The sequence below is a fragment of the Microbacterium sp. SORGH_AS_0969 genome (genome assembly GCF_030818255.1).
GTDB lineage: Bacteria > Actinomycetota > Actinomycetes > Actinomycetales > Microbacteriaceae > Microbacterium.
Map to the genome: position 1 here is coordinate 1835381 of NZ_JAUTAG010000001.1, position 17417 is coordinate 1852797.

The 17417-nt window shown below is 70.1% G+C and carries 17 protein-coding genes; 15 read left to right on the forward strand and 2 right to left on the reverse strand.

Features of this window, described 5'->3' with window-relative positions; translation table 11 throughout:
• Positions 1-72: 72 nt before the first annotated feature.
• The 5 genes from QE388_RS08515 to QE388_RS08535 are packed head-to-tail and all read left to right on the forward strand — an operon-like array spanning position 73 to position 5591.
• Positions 73-1170 (forward strand): hemin ABC transporter substrate-binding protein, encoded by a 1098-nt coding sequence (locus tag QE388_RS08515; RefSeq protein ID WP_275800020.1) that lies wholly within the window; start codon positions 73-75, stop codon positions 1168-1170.
• Positions 1167-2282, forward strand: a complete 1116-nt coding sequence (locus tag QE388_RS08520) for an iron ABC transporter permease (RefSeq protein WP_307384764.1) — start codon at positions 1167-1169, stop codon at positions 2280-2282. The genes QE388_RS08515 and QE388_RS08520 overlap by 4 nt, the downstream gene beginning before the upstream one ends.
• The gene (locus tag QE388_RS08525) at positions 2279-3082 is read left to right on the forward strand and encodes a heme ABC transporter ATP-binding protein (RefSeq protein ID WP_307384765.1); all 804 of its coding nucleotides are present in this window, start codon (positions 2279-2281) and stop codon (positions 3080-3082) included. The genes QE388_RS08520 and QE388_RS08525 overlap by 4 nt, the downstream gene beginning before the upstream one ends.
• Positions 3079-4377 carry a hypothetical protein gene (locus tag QE388_RS08530; protein WP_307384767.1) on the forward strand — a complete coding sequence of 433 codons (1299 nt, stop codon included), beginning with the start codon at positions 3079-3081 and terminating at the stop codon, positions 4375-4377. The genes QE388_RS08525 and QE388_RS08530 overlap by 4 nt, the downstream gene beginning before the upstream one ends.
• A complete protein-coding gene (locus tag QE388_RS08535; protein WP_307384769.1) occupies positions 4374-5591 on the forward strand; it encodes a hypothetical protein in 1218 nt (405 codons plus the stop codon). Before QE388_RS08530 ends, QE388_RS08535 begins: the two co-directional genes overlap by 4 nt.
• Before the next feature lie 367 nt (positions 5592-5958).
• Here the strand turns inward: QE388_RS08535 and QE388_RS08540 are convergent, their stop codons facing one another.
• Positions 5959-6891, reverse strand: coding sequence for a helix-turn-helix transcriptional regulator (locus QE388_RS08540; protein ID WP_307384770.1), 933 nt, complete (start codon positions 6889-6891; stop codon positions 5959-5961).
• Positions 6892-6990: 99 nt separating this feature from the next.
• On the opposite strand from QE388_RS08540, the gene hxlB reads away from it, so the two are divergent.
• Both hxlB and hxlA read left to right on the forward strand, forming a co-directional pair.
• The gene (hxlB, locus tag QE388_RS08545; RefSeq protein WP_307384771.1) at positions 6991-7581 is read left to right on the forward strand and encodes a 6-phospho-3-hexuloisomerase; all 591 of its coding nucleotides are present in this window, start codon (positions 6991-6993) and stop codon (positions 7579-7581) included.
• 69 nt (positions 7582-7650) lie between these two features.
• Positions 7651-8274 (forward strand): 3-hexulose-6-phosphate synthase, encoded by a 624-nt coding sequence (gene hxlA, locus QE388_RS08550; RefSeq protein ID WP_275800031.1) that lies wholly within the window; start codon positions 7651-7653, stop codon positions 8272-8274.
• A 69-nt stretch (positions 8275-8343) separates the two neighbouring features.
• Here the strand turns inward: hxlA and QE388_RS08555 are convergent, their stop codons facing one another.
• The gene (locus QE388_RS08555) at positions 8344-8865 is read right to left on the reverse strand and encodes a MarR family winged helix-turn-helix transcriptional regulator (RefSeq protein WP_275801739.1); all 522 of its coding nucleotides are present in this window, start codon (positions 8863-8865) and stop codon (positions 8344-8346) included.
• Positions 8866-9090: 225 nt separating this feature from the next.
• Between QE388_RS08555 and QE388_RS08560 the strand changes: the two genes are divergently transcribed.
• The 8 genes from QE388_RS08560 (at position 9091) to QE388_RS08595 (ending at position 17390) form a co-directional block, all read left to right on the forward strand.
• On the forward strand, positions 9091-9978 hold the full coding sequence (locus QE388_RS08560; RefSeq protein WP_275801738.1) for a transketolase: 888 nt from the start codon (positions 9091-9093) through the stop codon (positions 9976-9978).
• Entirely contained in the window at positions 9978-10937 is a 960-nt protein-coding gene (locus QE388_RS08565) for a transketolase family protein (RefSeq protein ID WP_275801737.1), read from the forward strand. The genes QE388_RS08560 and QE388_RS08565 overlap by 1 nt, the downstream gene beginning before the upstream one ends.
• A 24-nt stretch (positions 10938-10961) precedes the next feature.
• Positions 10962-12029, forward strand: coding sequence for a zinc-binding dehydrogenase (locus tag QE388_RS08570; RefSeq protein WP_275801736.1), 1068 nt, complete (start codon positions 10962-10964; stop codon positions 12027-12029).
• Complete coding sequence (locus QE388_RS08575) at positions 12026-13537, forward strand: sugar ABC transporter ATP-binding protein (RefSeq protein ID WP_275801734.1); 1512 nt, start codon at positions 12026-12028, stop codon at positions 13535-13537. Before QE388_RS08570 ends, QE388_RS08575 begins: the two co-directional genes overlap by 4 nt.
• Position 13538: 1 nt before the next feature.
• Entirely contained in the window at positions 13539-14522 is a 984-nt protein-coding gene (locus QE388_RS08580) for an ABC transporter permease (protein WP_275801733.1), read from the forward strand.
• A gap of 104 nt (positions 14523-14626) precedes the next feature.
• A complete protein-coding gene (locus QE388_RS08585) occupies positions 14627-15604 on the forward strand; it encodes a sugar ABC transporter substrate-binding protein (RefSeq protein ID WP_275801732.1) in 978 nt (325 codons plus the stop codon).
• 69 nt (positions 15605-15673) lie between these two features.
• Positions 15674-16459, forward strand: a complete 786-nt coding sequence (locus QE388_RS08590) for an SDR family NAD(P)-dependent oxidoreductase (RefSeq protein WP_275801731.1) — start codon at positions 15674-15676, stop codon at positions 16457-16459.
• A 1-nt stretch (position 16460) separates the two neighbouring features.
• Complete coding sequence (locus QE388_RS08595) at positions 16461-17390, forward strand: sugar phosphate isomerase/epimerase (RefSeq protein WP_275801730.1); 930 nt, start codon at positions 16461-16463, stop codon at positions 17388-17390.
• The last annotated feature ends 27 nt before the right edge of the window (positions 17391-17417 follow it).

Genomic DNA, 17417 nt, shown 5'->3' on the forward strand with positions numbered 1-17417 from the left:
AGGCTTACCTAAGCATGAAGTCGGCATCCAGGCAATGTTAAGGGTAGGCTCACCTTACTTGGAGGTACGTTCATGATCCGTCGAACGACTCGGGGCGTCGCCGCGCTCGCGCTCTTCGTGGCCGTCGCCGCAGGGCTCACCGCGTGCGACGCCGCCGGAACAGCTCACGGTGGTGGCCCGGCGGCCACGCCGCCGCTGGCCGAGGTCACGCCGCTCGCCGATCCCCTGTCGTGGGAGGGGCCGTCGACCGCTGTCGCGGCCGCCGCGCCGATCGTGCCGGTCACCGACGGTGCGCAGGTGCTGCCCGCGACGGTCACCGACTCGCAGGGCACGACCGTCACGGTGACCGACACCTCCCGCATCCTGACGCTCGACATCTACGGCTCGCTCTCGCGGATCGTCTTCGAGCTGGGGCTCGGCGACCAGGTGGTCGCGCGCGACATCTCGACGGGTTTCCCCGAGGCGGCGCACCTTCCGGTCGTCACCGAGAACGGCCATGACCTCAACGCCGAGGCGATCCTCGACGCGGCCCCCACGGTGATCCTGACCGACACGAGCCTCGGCCCGTGGGACACCATCCTGCAGATGCGGGATGCCGGCATCCCGGTCGTCGTGGTCGACTCGCACCGGTCGCTCGAGTCGGTCGGGTCGCTCATCGAGCAGGTCGGAGCGGCTCTGGGCGTACCCGAGCGGGCGGCGGCGCTCGCCGCGCGCAGCACCGCCGCAGTGGACGCCAAGATCGCGCAGATCGCCGCCGTCGCGCCGAGCGACCCCGCGCAGAAGCTCCGGATGATGTTCCTCTACGTCCGGGGACAGTCGGGCGTCTACTACCTGTTCGGCGAGGAGTCCGGGGCGGACAGTCTGATCGAGGCCCTCGGGGGCGTCGACGTCGCCGGTGAGATCGGCTGGAAAGGGATGCGCCCGATCACCGACGAGGCCCTCGTCGACGCGAACCCCGACCTGCTCATCATGATGACGAAGGGCCTCGAGTCGGTCGGCGGCGTGGACGGGCTCACCGAGCACCTGCCCGCGGTCGCCCAGACGGATGCCGGTCGCCACCGGCGCATCGTCGACATGTCCGACACGACGGTGCTGAGCTTCGGGCCCGCCGCCGCCGACGTGCTCGACGCGCTCGCCGTCGCCGTCTATGCGCCCGAGGCGGCGGGATGACGGCGGTCGCGGTCGCTCCCGTCGCCGCACCGAGACCCCGGGTCGGTGTGCGTGTCCCGGCGGTCTTCGGCTCGCTGTCCGTCGCCCTCGTGGTGCTCGTCGTCGTGTCGGCCGGGAGCGGGCAGCTCTCGATCCCACCCGATCAGGTCGTCGGCGCCTTCGCGCGCGCCTGGAACGAGGCGGTGCGCGGGATCGGTCTCGGCGTGCTGTCGGTCGCGCCGGGCGCGGCCATGGAGCACGTCAACGGCGAGGCCACCCTGTGGCTGATCCGGATGCCACGACTGCTCATGGCCGTGCTGGTGGGGGCGACGCTCGCCACGGCCGGGGTCGTCATGCAGGGCGTGTTCCGAAACCCGCTGGCCGAGCCCGGGGTCATCGGCATCTCGTCGGGAGCGGCGGTGGGGGCCTCGGCATCCATCGTCTTCGGGCTCACGTTCCTCGGCCCGCTCACCCTGCCGGCCCTCGCGTTCGCCGGCGGGCTGGCTGCGACCGTGATCGTCTACGCCTCGGCGCGTGCCGACGGACGCACCGAGGTCGTCACCCTCGTGCTCACCGGGATCGCGGTCAACGCGATCGGCGGGGCCGCGATCGCGCTGTTCACCTACCTCGGCTCGACGCAGCAGCGCGAGCAGATCGTGTTCTGGCAGCTCGGCTCGCTCAACGGCACGCGCTGGGACGACCTCGCCGTCGTCGCGCCACTCGCCGTCGTCGGCATCGTCGCGTGCCTGTTCTTCGCGGGAAGCCTCGATCTCCTCGCGCTCGGCGAGCGGCAGGCCGAGCACCTCGGCGTGCGCGTGGAGCGGCTGCGCGTGATCGCGATCGTCGTGATCGCCCTGCTCACGTGCGCCGCGGTCGCCTTCTGCGGAATCATCGGCTTCGTGGGGCTCGTCGTGCCCCACCTCATGCGCATGGTGCTCGGGCCCGGTCATCGTCTGCTCCTGCCCGCGAGTGCCCTCGGCGGCGCCGTGCTGCTGCTGGCCGCCGACCTCGTCGCGCGCACCGCCATACCCGGGTCGGAGCTGCCGATCGGCATGCTCACCGCCCTGATCGGCGGGCCGTTCTTCTTCTGGCTCCTGCGCCGCACGCGCCGCCGGTCGGGGGGATGGGGATGACGCCGGTGCTGCGTGCGCGCGGGATCTCGGCCGAGGTCGGCGGCAGGCGTGTGCTCGACGACGTCGACCTCGACCTCGCCGCCGGAGAGATGGTCGTGCTCGTCGGTCCGAACGGCGCGGGCAAGTCGACGCTGCTGTCGGTGCTCGCGGGAGACCGCACCCCCGCGGCGGGATCCGTCGAGCTCGACGGGGCGGTGCTGGACTCGTGGCCCGTCGCCGAGCGGGCGCGCCGACGGTCGGTGCTGACCCAGAGCAACGAGGTGTCGTTCCCGTTCGTCGTGCGCGACGTCGTGCGCATGGGGCGGGCGCCCTGGCGCCGGCATCCCGCCGCCGCGCGCGACGACGACGCGGTGGCCGAGGCGCTGGTCGCCGGTGAGGTGGAGGCCTTCGCCGACCGACCCGTCACCGGGCTCTCCGGCGGGGAACGCGCCCGCGCGGCGTTCGCGCGCTCGTACGCGCAGGAGTGCGCGATCGCGCTGCTCGACGAACCCACCGCGAGCCTCGACATCCGCCACCAGCACCGCGTGCTCGCCCGCACGCGCGAACGCGTGAACGCCGGGGGCGCCGCCATCGTCGTGCTGCACGATCTGGGGCTCGCCGCCGCCTACGCCGATCGCATCGCCCTGCTCGAGAACGGGCGGGTGGTCGCGGTCGGGCCGCCGCGCGACGTGCTCGATCCCGAGCTGCTCACGCGGGTGTATCGGCATCCGATCGACGTCGTCGACGGGCCCCGCGGAACCCTGCTCGTCGTCGCCGACGCCTCGCCCCTGGCATCCCCCCTCCCCGGAGAACTCGTATGAACCGTCTGACTCGTCGTCTCGCTGCTCTCGCGACCGCGCTGACCCTGACCGTCGCGGGCGTCGTCGTCGCCGGAGCCCCCGCGTGGGCCGCCGGGACCGTGACGGTCACGGGGCCCGAGGGCACGGCATCCGCGAGTCCCGATTACGCCACCGACGTGACCGTGTCGGGCTCGGGCTTCCAGTCGATCCCGAACGGTTTCGGCGGCATCTACGTGCTCTTCGGGTGGGTCGACGACGCGAGCGGCGGGTCGTGGCGCCCGAGCGCCGGGGGAGTGGTCGGGGCGGACTACCGGTACGTGCCCGACGCGGAATCGGCCGACAACAACGGGTACCAGCGCTTCCTGGCGTTCCCGGGCAGCCAGACCGAGAGCTCCGCGAACGGCACGTTGGGCGCCGACGGATCGTGGTCGGTGTCGATGGTGATTCCCGGGGCGGTCTTCGAGAGCCAGGACCGCGAGGGCAACATCACCGAGGTCGATTGCCGACGCGTCACCTGCGGCATCATCACCATCGGCGCGCACGGGGTGAAGAACGCCAACAACGAGACGTTCACGCCGGTCTCGTTCGCGGCGGCTTCCGCGGCCGAGGCCCCCGCCGCCGCGAGCGCACCGGCCGCCGCGGGCTCCGTGCGCGTCGGCGTCGAGTCGGCGTCGGTCGCGGCGGGCACCTCGGTCGTCTTCACCGGTCAGGGCTTCACCCCCGGCGAGCAGGTCGTGGCCTCGCTCGACGGCGGTCTCACGGCCGTGGGCCCGCTCACCGCCGGGGCGCAGGGCGAGGTCGCCGCGGCGCTGCCCGTGCCGCGCGAGATCCGCGACGGAACGCACCTCATCACCCTGCGCGGGGCAGGATCGGGCGCGGTGGCCGAGACCGAGGTCGCCGTCAGCGGCGGGACCGCGGTGGCATCCGTCTCCGACGCGCCGACCGCTCCGACGTGGGTGCTCGTGCTGCTGCTGGCGTGCATCGCGCTGGCCGTGGCCTTGATCATCACGAGCATCGTGACCGCGATCGTGCGCGCTCGCGCGCGGCGTCGCGCGAAGCGGGAGCGCGCGGCTGCCGCGACGGGACGGACGGATGCCGTGCCGGCGGGCACCCTCGCCACGCCCGGCACCGCGTCTTCCGGTGTCGCACCGCCTTCCGCCGCGCCGGCCTCGGCCATTGCTGCACCTCCCGCAGCCGCGGCTGCCGCTGCCGCTCCGGTGTCGCCCGTCGTCGTGAACGATGCGAGGTCGGCGGGCGGAAGGGTCGCCTCTCCCGACGCGCCGACCGACCTCCTGCCGACGGGGACGCCGCGATGAGGGCGCGCACCGTGCTGCGGGCCGCTCTCGCGGCCGCCCTGCTGCTGGGGTTCGGTGCGGCTCCCGCCGCGGCGGCCGGTCCGGACGATGTCATCGTCACGGTGCCCGGGCCCGGCGGCGACCCCGGGGGCGGAGACGGCACCATCGTCGATGCGCAACTGCGGTGGGGGGTGAACGCCGAGTCCGGCGGCGGAGCCTTCGCCGGGGGCTGCAACTTCCTCAGCGCCGGTGTCGCCGGCGACGCGGGAGGCGCCCGGGTCTGGGGCGAGAGCGATGGCCTCTACCGTGCCGAGGATGGTCGGGTGCGCATCGAGAAGCCGACGGCGGGAGGCCAGTGGACGACCGCCTCGTGGGCCACCAAGTGCCAGGATCCGACGGGCGCGCCGGTGTCGGTCGCCTCGACCGCGAGCACCACCGGAAACCAGGTCGTCATCGACGGTGGCACGGGCACGCGCCGCGACGGAGCGCTCGACATCCGGTGGTCGGGCTCGTTCACCGTCGTGTTCTACGGGGGCATGACCTACTGGAGCGTGACGGACCCGCAGCTCACCCTCGACGCGGCGGGCAACGGTCAGCTCACGGCGAGCGCGAGCGGCTACGGCACCTCGATGGACGACATGACGAAGTGGAGCCCGATCGCTGCGCAGACCATCGTGCTGGCCGACATCCGCGCAGCCGACCTCTCCGGCACCGGCGGCTTCACCGTCACGCCGCAGTACCTCGGTGTCTTGAGCGTTGGCGCGGGGCAGGTCGCACGCTCAGGGACGAACGAGGCGTACTGGGGATCGTTCCCGCAGTCCTTCGTCGACTTCCACCGCGTGACGGGGCAACAGGGGTATTGGCTCACGACGGGCGGAGTCCGGGATGCCGCGAAGCCGGCGTCGCCGCTCACGGTCAGCTACTCGTCGGCAGCGCCGGTCGCCGTGCCGCCCTCGGCCGGCACGGGAGCCGCTCCCGCGGGCGCACCGAGCAACCCGCTGCGGCGCGCGCCGGGGGCGATCGCCGCCGCCGCACCGCTGCAGCAGTTCCTGCCGGTCGCGGCACCGCTGACGACGCAGCCGCAGGCGGCGGGGCTGGTCCCCGAGTCGCGGCGGAGCCTCTCGCCGCTCGTGGTGCCCCTGCTCGGCTCCGCCGCCGCGCTCGGGCTGGCGATCATCGCGGTGCTGAGCATGATGCGGGCGTTCCCGTGGCAGCGCCCGGCGCGCGTCGCCTGAGGTTTCGCGGCGGTAGGTCGGGGGGTTGGTGTGCACAACTCCTGAGACGCGCACCGGCGAACCCGTCACCGCTGCATGATTCCGCGAACAGGCCCAGCCGCCACTGCCATTTCACCGGAGTTTCGCACCACCTATCGGCGCGACCTCTCCGTCTTCCCGCGTCGGGCGTGCCGACGCGGGAGGCTGGGGCCCCGCGCCGCCGGGTGTCGCGAGGCCGGCGCGACGCCGGAGGCTCGGGTTTGACGCCCCGCGCCACCCGGCGTGCACAACGCAGGACATCCGCGGCACCGCGGCCGGCCCACCGCGGGATCACGTCGATCGGGCGTGCCGCGGCACCGGGCTTCCTGCGTCGTGTACCTTGCCACCGCTAGGGGGAGGCGAGCGCGGCGAGCTCGGAGCGGGAGACGGCCCCGGCCTTGCGCAGCAGATTCGACACGTGGAACTTCACGGTGTTCTCCGTGATGCCGAGCCGCTCGGCGATCGCGCGGTTGCGGGCCCCCGAGGCGACGAGGCGCAGGACATCGCGCTCGCGTGGGCTCAGGGGCACGCGATCGTCGAGGAGCTCCGGTGCGGCCGGGGGATCCAGGGGGAGACGCACCGAGAGATCGGAGCCCCACCCCGCCGTCGACGACACGGCGAACGATCCGCCGAGAGCCGCCACGCGCTCGACGATCGGGCGCAGCGAGTCGTCGTGCGCGGTCAGTTCGCCGCGCCCGTCATCGCGGATGCCGATCAGTAGGTTCAGGCCGTCGCAGTCCCACTGGATGCGCACGCGCGAGGTCTCTCCCTGGTCGACGAACGCGAGCACCGCACTGCGCACGATGGCCCTCGCCGTGTGGGCGACCTCGCCCGGAAGCGCTCTCCCTGACGCCGGCGGCTCGACGAACTGCAGGTCGAGGTCGCCGTGGCGCACCAGGGGGCGCAGATCGCTCCGCAAGCGCGCGAAGGCACCCGTCACCGGCTCGATCATGCTGTCGCGCCGTTCGTCCGTTGAGGTGCGGAGGCCGACGAGCGCTCCCGCCGCCACGTCGGTCGCGAGCGCACGGGCAGCGCGGTCGTCGAGTTTGCGCGAGCGAAGGATCGCGAGGATCGACTCGAGCGTGACCGCGTGACGGTCCGCTTGTCCCGCCACGGTGCGTGCGTGGTCCAGGATCAGCTGCCGGGTGGCAGGGGAGGGGAGGGCGGCGGTCGGTTGAGCCGCGTCCTCGTCGCCCCCGCGGCTTCCGGGTTCGGTTTCGGATGCCGCGAGATCGGGCGCGCGGTCGAGGAGCGCGTCGTCGTGAGTGGGCGTTCTCGACACGAACGGAACTATACGCGTCCCGCAGACCTCCCCTTTCGGGTAGGTGGGCTGTGCGACCGGGGAGCGGCACGGTCGCGACGGTCAGGCGAGCATGGTCGAATGACCACCCCCGATGTCGACGCTCCCACAGCCCTCGCCCTCATCGCGAGCGAGATCGCCACCGGGGTGGACCGTCTGATCGGCGACGCCTCTGCGGCGGATGCCGCTTCCCTCGACGATCTGGCGGATCTCGTGGCGGGGGCCGAACGTGTCTTCGTGATGGGTGCGGGCCGCTCCGGGCTCGCGCTGCGCATGACGGCGATGAGGCTCATGCACCTCGGACTCCCCGTGTTCGTGGTGGGCGAGGTCACCACTCCGGCGATCGGCGAGGGCGATCTGCTCCTGGTCGCGAGCGGATCCGGTACCACCAGCGGCATCGTGCGCGCAGCCGAGATCGCTGTCGCGGCCGGCGCGCGCGTGGCCGTCATCACCACGGCATCCGAATCTCCTCTTTCGGCTCTGTCCACGGTGGCCGTGGTGATCCCCGCCGCGGCGAAGCGAGACCGCTCCGAGAGCGCGAGCGCGCAGTATGCCGGCAGCCTCTTCGAGCAGATCGTCGTGCTGGTCGGCGATGCCCTCTTCCACACGCTGTGGAAGCGCTCGGGCGCGAGCGCCGACGACCTCTGGCCGCGCCACGCCAACCTCGAATGACCTCGCTCCCTTCGAGCTCTCGACTCAGCGGCGGCACCCGGCCGCCCTGCTCACCCCGATAAGGACACGATGAAACTGCAGTTCGCCATGGACACGCTCACCACCGAGGCCGCCCTCGAGCTCGCCGCCGCCGCGGCGCCGCACGTCGACATCCTCGAGCTCGGCACGCCGCTCATCAAGAGCGCCGGACTGTCGGCGATCACCGCCGTGAAGCAGGCCCACCCCGACAAGATCGTCTTCGCCGATCTGAAGACGATGGATGCCGGAGAGCTCGAGGCGGACATCGCCTTCACCGCCGGTGCCGACCTGATCACGGTGCTCGGCTCGGCGGGTGACAGCACCATCGCCGGTGCCGTCAAGGCGGCCAAGGCGCACGGCAAGGGAGTGGTCGTCGACCTGATCGGCGTCGCCGACAAGCCGCAGCGGGCGCGCGAGGTCGTCGCCCTCGGTGCCGAGTTCGTCGAGATGCACGCCGGGCTCGACGAGCAGGCCGAGGAGGGCTTCACCTTCTCGACCCTCCTCGACGACGGCAAGGCCTCGGGCGTGCCCTTCTCGGTCGCCGGCGGCATCAACGCCGACACGATCCCGTCGGTGCGTGACTCGGGTGCCGTGGTCGCCGTGGCCGGCGGCGCGATCTACGGCGCGCCCGACGTGGGCGCTGCGGCTGCCGCTCTGCGCGCCGCGATCGCCTGATCGACCGCCAACAGCTGAGCGCCCCTCCTTTCGAGGAGGGGCGCTTTGTGTTTTGAGGAGCGAAACCCCTCAGGTGCCGGCTTCGACATGCCGGTCGACCGACTGCAGCGCCGGTGCCTGGCGGAGCATCCGGCGCAGCAGAGAGTTCAGCAGCTCGACCTCGTCGGGTCGGAACTCTGCCAGCACGATCTCCTGTCCCCGCAGGGAGACCGGCAGCATCTCGTCGTGCAGCGCGGCTCCGGCGGCCGTGAGGTACATCGGACGTGAGCCGCGCGGGCCGTCACTCAGCACGATCAGGCTGCGGGCGACGAGCGTGCTGACACTGCGAGATATCAGGGCGGGATTGAGCACGAGGAACTCGGACACGTCTTTGGCGGTCGCGCCCGGCTTTGTCGCCAGGGCCGACAGTACGCGCCACTCGTTGGTGCCGAGCGAAAAGCGGCTGCGCAGCTCGGCCGACTCCCGGCTCACGAGCGCGTTGGACAGGATCGACACGAGTCGAGGCGTGAAGTTCTCGGGGTCGACGATGCGATCGAGCGGTGCCGTCACGACGTCGAGGGTGTCGAACTGCGGGGGTACGGGCTTCGTCATTGAGCGGTCACCCTCCTTCCATTGTCGGTAGGGCCGGGGTATCGAAAGACCCTACGCCCCCCTCTCAGCACGTTACCAAGGTTTTATATCTCTAGTGCTTTACATGTAAACGAGATTGTGGTTCTCTAATGCCGCGGATGAGCAGAGCAGCTCGATCCCGACCCGAAGAACACGCGCCGCTCAGGAAGAGCGCCGTAAGCCATGCGATCAATGAGGAGGCAGGCGATGACAGTCGACGAACGCCGAGACACCCGACGCCCGAGTGTCAGCGAACTGGAAGACACCGCTTTCGAGCTGCGGACCAAGCTCCTGCAGCTGTGCGGAACGTACGAGGGTGCCGTGCACATCGGAGGCGATCTCTCCGCCGCCGACATCTTCACCGCCCTCTTCAGCTACGGCCTGGACGTCGACCCGTCCGACATCTCGAGCCCGACCCGAGACCGATTCGTGCTGAGCAAGGGGCACGCGGCGGTCTGCATGTACATCGCGATGGCGATCCGCGGGTTCTTCGACTACGACGACATCGTCCGCACCTACGGTCAGCTCGACAGCGCGTTCGGCATGCACCCCTGCAAGGTGCAGCTGCCCGGGGTGGAGTGCTCGACGGGGTCGCTCGGGCACGGACTGCCCATCGCGGTCGGCATGGCGCTGAGCGCGCGCGGTCGCGGCGAGGCCCACCGCGTCTTCTGCCTGCTCGGTGACGGAGAGACTGGCGAAGGGTCGGTCTGGGAGGCCGTCATGTCGGGGCGCAGCCAGAAGCTCGGCAACCTCGTCGCCCTCGTCGACCGCAACCGGCAGCTCATGACGAGCTTCGCCGAGGAGCGCGTGCTCTTCGAGCCCTACCCCGACAAATGGCGCGCGTTCGGGTGGAACGTCGTCGAGATCGACGGGCACGACATGAGCGAGCTCGTCGCCGCCATCGACGCGCTCCCGGATGCCGACAGCGAGGTGCCCACGGTCATCATCTGCGAGACCGTCAAGGGCAAGGGCGTCGACTTCATGGAGCGCAACCTCGCCTGGCACGCCGGCTCCCTCGGCGCGGCCGACCTGGAGCGGGCCCTCGCCTCCCTCGCCGCCAACCGTTCGTCCTCCAACGGATCGGAGCTCAACTGATGCCTGTCACCTTCACCTTCGGCGAGATGTTCTCGGCCCGCTCGGTCATCGGCACGACCCTGGCCGAGCTCGGCGACGACCACCCGAACCTCTGGGTGCTCACCCCCGACATCGGTGCCACCCTCCTGGAGTTCCGCGAGAAGTTCCCCAACCGCTTCATCGACGTGGGGCTCGCCGAGCAGGCGTGCGTCGGAATCGCTGCCGGACTCGCGTACGACGGCAACATCCCCGTCGTCTCGGGCATGCTCCCCTTCCTCAGCATGCGCGCGCTCGAACAGGTGCGCAGCGACATCTGCTACCCCAACCTGCCGGTGAAGATCATCGGCACGCACGGCGGTCTCGTCGGCAACGGCGGCTCGACCCACTACGCGGTCGAAGACCTGGCGCTGATGTGCGCGCTGACGAACATGACCGTCACTTCCGTCGGCGACCCGCTCATGGTGGGCGAGATCCTGCGCCAGTCGATGTCGATGCCGGGGCCACTGTACGTCCGTCTCGCGGTCGGCAAGAAGGACCGAGTGCTCTACGCCGAGGGCGAGCACGACATCCGCATCGGCAAAGGCATCGTCGCCCGCGACGGGAGCGACGTCACCGTCTTCACCCACGGCACGACGGTTGCTCAGGCGCTGGATGCCGCCGAGCAGCTCGCCGACGAGGGCATCTCGGTTCGTGTCGTCGACATGTTCACCCTCAAGCCGCTCGACGACGCGCTCGTGCTGCGCTGCGCCGACGAGACGGGTGGTCGATTCGTCGTGTTGGAGGACCACCTGGCCTACGGCGGACTGGCTTCGCGGATCTCTGACGTCATCGCGGATCGCGGTGTGCACCTGCGCTCCTTCGAGCGTCTCGGCATCCCCCAGGTCTACGCCGGCTTCGGCGACGACGAGGAGCTCCGCGACAAGCACGGCTACGGACTCGTCCACACCGTCGACGCCCTCCGCCGCGCGGCTCGCGCCTGACCCGCTGCTCATGGGAGACGAGAGATGAAGACCATAGCCGTCACGAAGGTCGGGCATCTTCAAGATGCCGATCTCGATGCTCGCGGTCGGATCGAGGTCGTGGACTTCCCCGAACCCGAACTCGGCCCGGAAGACGTGCGCGTGCGCGTCGCCTACTCCGCGATCTGCGGATCCGACCCGCACATCGCCGCGGGATTCTTCGGCGACGACGTGCCCATCGGACTCGGACACGAGCTGTCGGGCGTCGTCGAGGCCCTCGGCGAACGGGCGCACCGCAACGGGCTCGCCATCGGAGATCGTGTCGCCGGCAACTTCCTGCGGTTCTGCGGGACCTGCCCCCCGTGCAGGGAAGGGCGGCAGCAGTTCTGCCGGTTCATCCAGGAGTACAACCGTCCCGGCATGGCCGAGACCGTGACCTGGCACGAGTCGCAGGTCTACAAACTGCCCGACAGCGTCTCCTTGCTCGAGGGCTGCCTGCTCGAACCCACCTCCGTGGCGGTGCGCATCGCCGACAAGACCAACATGCGCGTCGGCGACCGCGTCGTCGTCTGCGGCGGCGGACCCATCGGCCAGCTGTGCCTGCAGGTGATGAAGCGCTTCGGTGCCACCTCCCTCACCATGATCGAGCCGCTCGCCGATCGCCGCACCATGGCGCGGCGATCAGGTGCCGACTACGTGATCGACCCGATTCACGAGAACCAGCACGCGGTGGCGATGGATCTCACCGAGGAGCGTGGCTACGACGTGGTCATCGACGCATCCGGTTCCACCCGTGCCACGCAAAGCCTGCTCGACCTCGCCGCGCAGGGCGGCACGGTGATCTACGGGGCGCAGTACCCCCACGACTACGACATGCCGCTGAACCTCACGCGATACCTCTACCTGCGCGAGCTCACGCTGACCGGTCTCTTCGTCTCGCCCTACGCCTTTCCGCGGGCGTTGCAGGTGCTGCCCTCCCTCGATCTGGGCGAGCTCACGCGTGCCGTGTTCGACATCGACGATGCCGCGCGCGCGTTCGACGAGCACCTGAGCGGACGTCACCCGAAGGTCGTCATCCGCTGCAACCCCGACCTGGAAGGACAGCTGTCATGACCGGTGTCGCCCAGACGGCGACGGCATACGCTCTCGAGGGCGTCGACGTCGTGAAGTCGTTCGACGGCGTGCACGCGTTGCAAAGGGTGAACCTTCAGGTGCGCGCGGGAGAGATCCACGCGCTGCTCGGCGAAAACGGAGCAGGAAAGTCCACACTCATCAAGGTGCTCACGGGGCTGTACACCGCGGACGGCGGCCGGATCGAGCGGGGCGGACAGCCCGTGGAGTTCGCGGGAGTGCGGGCCGCCCACCGGGCCGGGATCGTCGCTCTCTACCAGGAGCTGTCGATCATCCCCACGATCAGCGTCGCCGAGAACATCCTCCTGGGCGACGAGACGCCGCGCAGGGGCCTGTTCGTCGACCGCCGTGCGCTGCTGCGCCGCGCGGGCGAGCAGCTCGCCCGTCTCAACCAGCGCATCCCGCTCGGGAAGCTCGCCGGGCACCTCTCGCCCGTGCAACAGACGATGGTCGCGGTCGCGCGAGCCCTGGCCACCGACGCGCGGGTGCTCATCCTCGACGAGCCCACGGCATCCCTCACCGACATCGAGATCCGCGACCTGTTCACGGTGCTCCGGGCGCTGCGCGAAGACGGCGTCGCGATCGTCTACGTGTCGCACCGGCTCGAGGAGGTCTTCGAGCTCTGCGACCGGCTGACCATCATGCGCAACGGCCGCACGATCACCACGCGCGATGTCGCCGACATCACCGTCGACGAGGTCATCTCGACCATGGTGGGGCGCAAGGCGGATGAGCTGTTCCCCGACCGGGGCACCGCCACCTCCACCGTGACCCTCGCGGTCTCGGGCCTGACCGGCCGACGGGTGTCCGACATCAGCTTCGAGGCCCACGCGGGGGAGGTGCTCGGCATCGGCGGGCTGGCCGGTGCGGGGCGGAGCGAGGTGATGCGCATCCTCTCCGGTGCGCAGAAGCGCGCCGCCGGCGAGATCCGTCTCGACGGGGTCGAGCTCACACGGCCGGGGGTGGGTCCGGCGCTCGCAGCCGGCATCGCCCTCGTGCCCGAGGAACGCCGCACACAGGGCGTCATGGTGGGAGCTCCCATCCAAGACAACATCGCCCTGGCCAACCTCGGGACCGTCTCGAAGGCCGGATGGGTCTCACGCGCCCAGATCACCGAGCTCGCGCAGCGTTCGCTCCGCGACCTGCAGATCAAAGCGCGCGGGCCCCGACAGCCCGTCGGCCAGCTCTCGGGGGGAAACCAGCAGAAGGTCGTGCTGGCCAAGATGCTGGCGCGCGCTCCCCGCGTCCTGTTGATGGACGAGCCCACCCGTGGCATCGACGTCGGTACCAAAGCGGAGATCTACCGCCTGATCCGCCAGCTCGCTTCGACCGGAACGACCGTCATCTTGGTCTCCTCCGAACTGCCCGAACTGATCGGCGTCAGCGATCGCATCCTCATCATGCACGAGGGACGACTGACCGCCGACGTCCCGGCCGCCACGGCCGACGACGAATCCCTCTTGTCCTACTGCTACGGAAGGGTGGCATGACATGCCCGAAACCCAGACGCTGTCCACGGCGATGACGCCGCAGGAGCGCACCCCGATCGCCCAGCTCCTCTGGCAGGGCGGCACCGTGCTGGCCCTGATCGTGCTCATCGTGTTCTTCACGATCGTGCGCCCCGACGTGTTCCCCAGCTTCACGAACGTGCGCAACATCTTCGAGCAGGTCGCGATCCTCACCATCATCGCCGCGGCTCAGACGCTCGTGATGGTCGTGGGCGACTTCGACCTGTCGGTCGGCACCAACGCCACGCTGTCGGGCGCGATCGCCACGGCTCTGATGATCGGAGGGACGCCGGTTCCCCTCGCCATCCTCGTGGCGCTCGCCGCGGGTGCCCTGGTCGGTGCTGTCAACGGCGTGCTCGTCGCGTACGTGAAGCTGTCGGCCTTCGTCGCGACGCTGGCGACCATGACCACCGTGGGAGGCCTGGCGTACATCGTCACCAACGGCACGACCCTTTACGGCATGCCCGAGGAGTTCTTCTGGATCGGGCAGGGACGAGTGCTCGGGATGCCGATGCCGGTGGTGTTCGCGCTGCTGATCGCGGCGCTGGTGTGGGTGGTGCTGCGCTTCACGACCTTCGGGCGTCGGCTCTACGCGGTCGGCGGCAACGCCGAGGTGGCGCGACTGTCGGGTGTCAACGTGCGTCGCGCCCGCCTGCTCGCTTTCACCTTCGCGGGGCTGGGCTCCGCGGTCGGCGGAATCGTGCTGGTCAGCCGCCTCGGAAGTGCGAGCTCCGCCAGCGCGAACAACTACATGCTGCTGGCCATCGCCGCCGTGTTCCTCGGCATGACGATCCTGAAGTCCGGCCAGGCGAACCTCGGCGGGACCCTCGTGGGCGTCGGCATCATCGGCGTGCTGAGCAACGGCCTGAACATCCTCGGCGTCAACACCTACGTGCAGCAGGTGCTGACCGGCCTCATCATCATCGCCGCCGTCACCCTGTCGGCGCTCAAAGCCCGCGACGCGTAGACGTCGCGAAGAGTGACGGACGCCTGGTCCGTCGCTCAGAAGAAAGACGAACACCCCGATCACCACACGCGTGATCACGAACACCAATGAATGGGAGCACCGAGATGTTCAAGAAGATTCTCGCCTTCGGCGCCATTGTCGTCGCCGCCGGCGTGAGTATCGTCGGCTGCGCGGGCGGTGCCGCCTCCGCAGGCGGAGGCGACACCTTCAAGGTCATCGCCTTCACACAGGGCTACGGCACGCCCGTGGGCAAATCGACCACCGACGCCTTCGTCGAGCAGGCCAAGGGCCTCGGCTGGGACGTCACCCTGTACACGAATGAGTCGTACGACCAGCTCAACAACGACGTGGCGGCGGCGATCAGCCAGGGAGCGGATGCCGTGTTCGCCGGATTCCCCGACCCTCGCCAGATCAGCCCGATCGTGCGGGCGGCGAAGGATGCGGACATCCCGATCTTCTCCGTCGACGGCGGTGTGGAGCCCAACGCCGACTTCGCGATCGATGTGACGACCAACCAGCAGCAGATCGCCGACGACACCGTGGGTGCGCTCGACGAGGCCATGGGCGGTCTCAAGGGCAAGAACGTCATGATCATCGGGCACGACCCGCACATCGGCATCATGACGCGCAGTCACATGGCGGAGGACCTGCTCAAGGCTGCGGGCGCAAACATCGCCGGCGGCGAGATCAAGCAGATCCTGCAGCCCGGTTCGTCGCAAGAGGAGTCGCTGAAGTTCGTGGCCGACTACCTGCAGGCCAACCCCAACGGCCTCGACGGCGTGTGGGTCGGGTTCGACCACGCCGCGCTGGGCGCTGTGCAGGCGATCAACGAGGCCGGCCGCGACGACATCTACGTCACCGGCGTCGACGCGATCGGTGCGGCCGTCGAGCAGATCGAGAAGGGCGGGCCGTTCTACGCGACGGTCGTACAGCCTTTCGACGAGGTTCTCGGCGACGTGGTCGCCGCGATGCAGGCGTACGCGAAGGACGGAACCCGCCCGTCCGAGAACTTCGTCGAGGTCGACGTGACACTGGTGGATCGCGCCAACGCCGCGACCATCACCCCGACCGACGCCAAGTGACCACGAGGACGGGCGGGTGCGCCCGCCCGTCCTCGCCCCTTCATGCACTCTGCTGAGAAAGGCGCAACGATGCGACTGAAAGACAAGACCGCCCTCATCACGGGCGGCGCGAGCGGGATCGGCCGCGCGACCGTGGAGAAGTTCGTCCGCGAGGGCGCTCGCGTGATGATCGTCGACCGCGACCTCGAACGGGCGCAGGCGACGGCGAACGAGATCGCCGGTGCTGACGCCGGTTCCGAGACCGTGGCCGCCTTCGGTGCCGACGTGTCGGTCCTCGCCGAGGTGGAAGCCGCCGTGCAGGCCACGGTCGAGACGTTCGGACGCCTCGACATCATCTTCAACAACGCCGGCATTGCCGGAGGACGCCGGCTGCTCGAGCACGACCCCGCGGTGGACTACGACCCGATCGTGCGCATCGACCAGGACGGCGTCTACCACGGCATCCTCGCGGCCGGGCGTCAGTTCCGCGCACAGGGAACCGGCGGCGTGATCATCAGCACGTCGTCCATCTACGGCGAGCAGGCTGCCGAGGTCGCCTTCGCCTACAGCGCGGCCAAGGCCGCGGTCATCTCCTTCACCCGGTCCGCGGCCTACGAGCTCGCCGAGTACGGCGTGCGCGCGGTCGCGATCACCCCGGGGCGGGTGCGCACACCGATCATCAACCAGTTCAGCGACGAGCTGCGTGACACCTTCGCCGCTGAGCAGCTGCGCGGTGTGCTCACCGAGCCCGAGGAGATCGCGAACGTGGTCGCGTTCTTGGCATCCGACGAGGCCAACGTCATCAACGGCACCGTGGTGCACGTCGATGACGGGTACTCCGTCTTCAAGCAGCGGCTGGACCTGCCGGATTTCTGACATGAATCAGGTTCTGCCTCTCGAGCTCGACGCTGCGTGCCACCTGAACGTCTTCGTCGCGACCATGGACGACGACGGGGTCGAGGCGGCGCTGGACACCATCGCCGAGGCCGGCTTCCGACGCGTGGTGCTTCCTCCCCTGGATCCGGATGCCACTGATCTCGACCGCGTCCGGCGGCTGCTGCAGGGCGCGCACCTCGCCCCGATCACGATCGCCGGTCAAGACCCCTCCGCCGACGTCAGCTCCGACGACGAGGACGTGCGGGCTCGCGGCATCCAGGTGCTTCACGCGGCGCTCGACCTCACCGTCGCGCTCGGCGGGGATCAGATGAACGGCGTGCCCTACGGGTTGCTCGGACACGCGCGTGCCCTCCCCGACCCGGGACGCGTGGAGCGGATCGCGCGAGACATCGGCATCGTGGCGGACCGCGCCGCCGCGGAGGGGGTCACCATGACCCTCGAGGTGCTGAACCGGTACGAGACCAACGTCGTCAACACCGCGGCGGATGCCATGGACTTCGTCGCGCGCAGCGGGAGCGAGAATCTGTTCCTTCATCTCGACACCTTCCACATGGCGATCGAGGAAGAGAGCATGCGCGGCGCGATCCGCACCGCGTTGCCCAGACTCCGCTACCTCGAACTCGGCCAATCGGGTCGCGGCGTCTTCGGAGACGGTGCGGTCGACATCGAGGGCGTCGTGAGGGACGCTCTCGACGAGGGCTACGAGGGGCGTTGGGGTGTCGAGTCGTTCTCGCGTCCCGGCATCCCCGAGGCGGTCGCCGACATGCTCGCCGTGTGGCGGCGCACCTTCGATCGCGGTGCCGACGTGGTCGAAGGTGTCGTGCCCCGCATCCGCCGCGGGTGGGCGGCGAGCGTCGTCGGGCGCCGTGTCCGCCGACTGGAACGCATCGAACCGGCCGCCGCGCGGTGAGCGACGGCCGGGAACACTCACGAACAG

Bases quoted from the DNA above. Each gene is read 5' to 3' on its own strand.
- QE388_RS08515 (WP_275800020.1), top strand. From the start codon at position 73: ATGATCCGTCGAACGACTCGGGGCGTCGCCGCGCTCGCGCTCTTCGTG.
- QE388_RS08520 (WP_307384764.1), top strand. From the start codon at position 1,167: ATGACGGCGGTCGCGGTCGCTCCCGTCGCCGCACCGAGACCCCGGGTC.
- QE388_RS08525 (WP_307384765.1), top strand. From the start codon at position 2,279: ATGACGCCGGTGCTGCGTGCGCGCGGGATCTCGGCCGAGGTCGGCGGC.
- QE388_RS08530 (WP_307384767.1), top strand. From the start codon at position 3,079: ATGAACCGTCTGACTCGTCGTCTCGCTGCTCTCGCGACCGCGCTGACC.
- QE388_RS08535 (WP_307384769.1), top strand. From the start codon at position 4,374: ATGAGGGCGCGCACCGTGCTGCGGGCCGCTCTCGCGGCCGCCCTGCTG.
- hxlB (WP_307384771.1), top strand. From the start codon at position 6,991: ATGACCACCCCCGATGTCGACGCTCCCACAGCCCTCGCCCTCATCGCG.
- hxlA (WP_275800031.1), top strand. From the start codon at position 7,651: ATGAAACTGCAGTTCGCCATGGACACGCTCACCACCGAGGCCGCCCTC.
- QE388_RS08555 (WP_275801739.1), bottom strand. From the start codon at position 8,865: ATGACGAAGCCCGTACCCCCGCAGTTCGACACCCTCGACGTCGTGACG.
- QE388_RS08560 (WP_275801738.1), top strand. From the start codon at position 9,091: ATGACAGTCGACGAACGCCGAGACACCCGACGCCCGAGTGTCAGCGAA.
- QE388_RS08565 (WP_275801737.1), top strand. From the start codon at position 9,978: ATGCCTGTCACCTTCACCTTCGGCGAGATGTTCTCGGCCCGCTCGGTC.
- QE388_RS08570 (WP_275801736.1), top strand. From the start codon at position 10,962: ATGAAGACCATAGCCGTCACGAAGGTCGGGCATCTTCAAGATGCCGAT.
- QE388_RS08575 (WP_275801734.1), top strand. From the start codon at position 12,026: ATGACCGGTGTCGCCCAGACGGCGACGGCATACGCTCTCGAGGGCGTC.
- QE388_RS08580 (WP_275801733.1), top strand. From the start codon at position 13,539: ATGCCCGAAACCCAGACGCTGTCCACGGCGATGACGCCGCAGGAGCGC.
- QE388_RS08585 (WP_275801732.1), top strand. From the start codon at position 14,627: ATGTTCAAGAAGATTCTCGCCTTCGGCGCCATTGTCGTCGCCGCCGGC.
- QE388_RS08590 (WP_275801731.1), top strand. From the start codon at position 15,674: ATGCGACTGAAAGACAAGACCGCCCTCATCACGGGCGGCGCGAGCGGG.
- QE388_RS08595 (WP_275801730.1), top strand. From the start codon at position 16,461: ATGAATCAGGTTCTGCCTCTCGAGCTCGACGCTGCGTGCCACCTGAAC.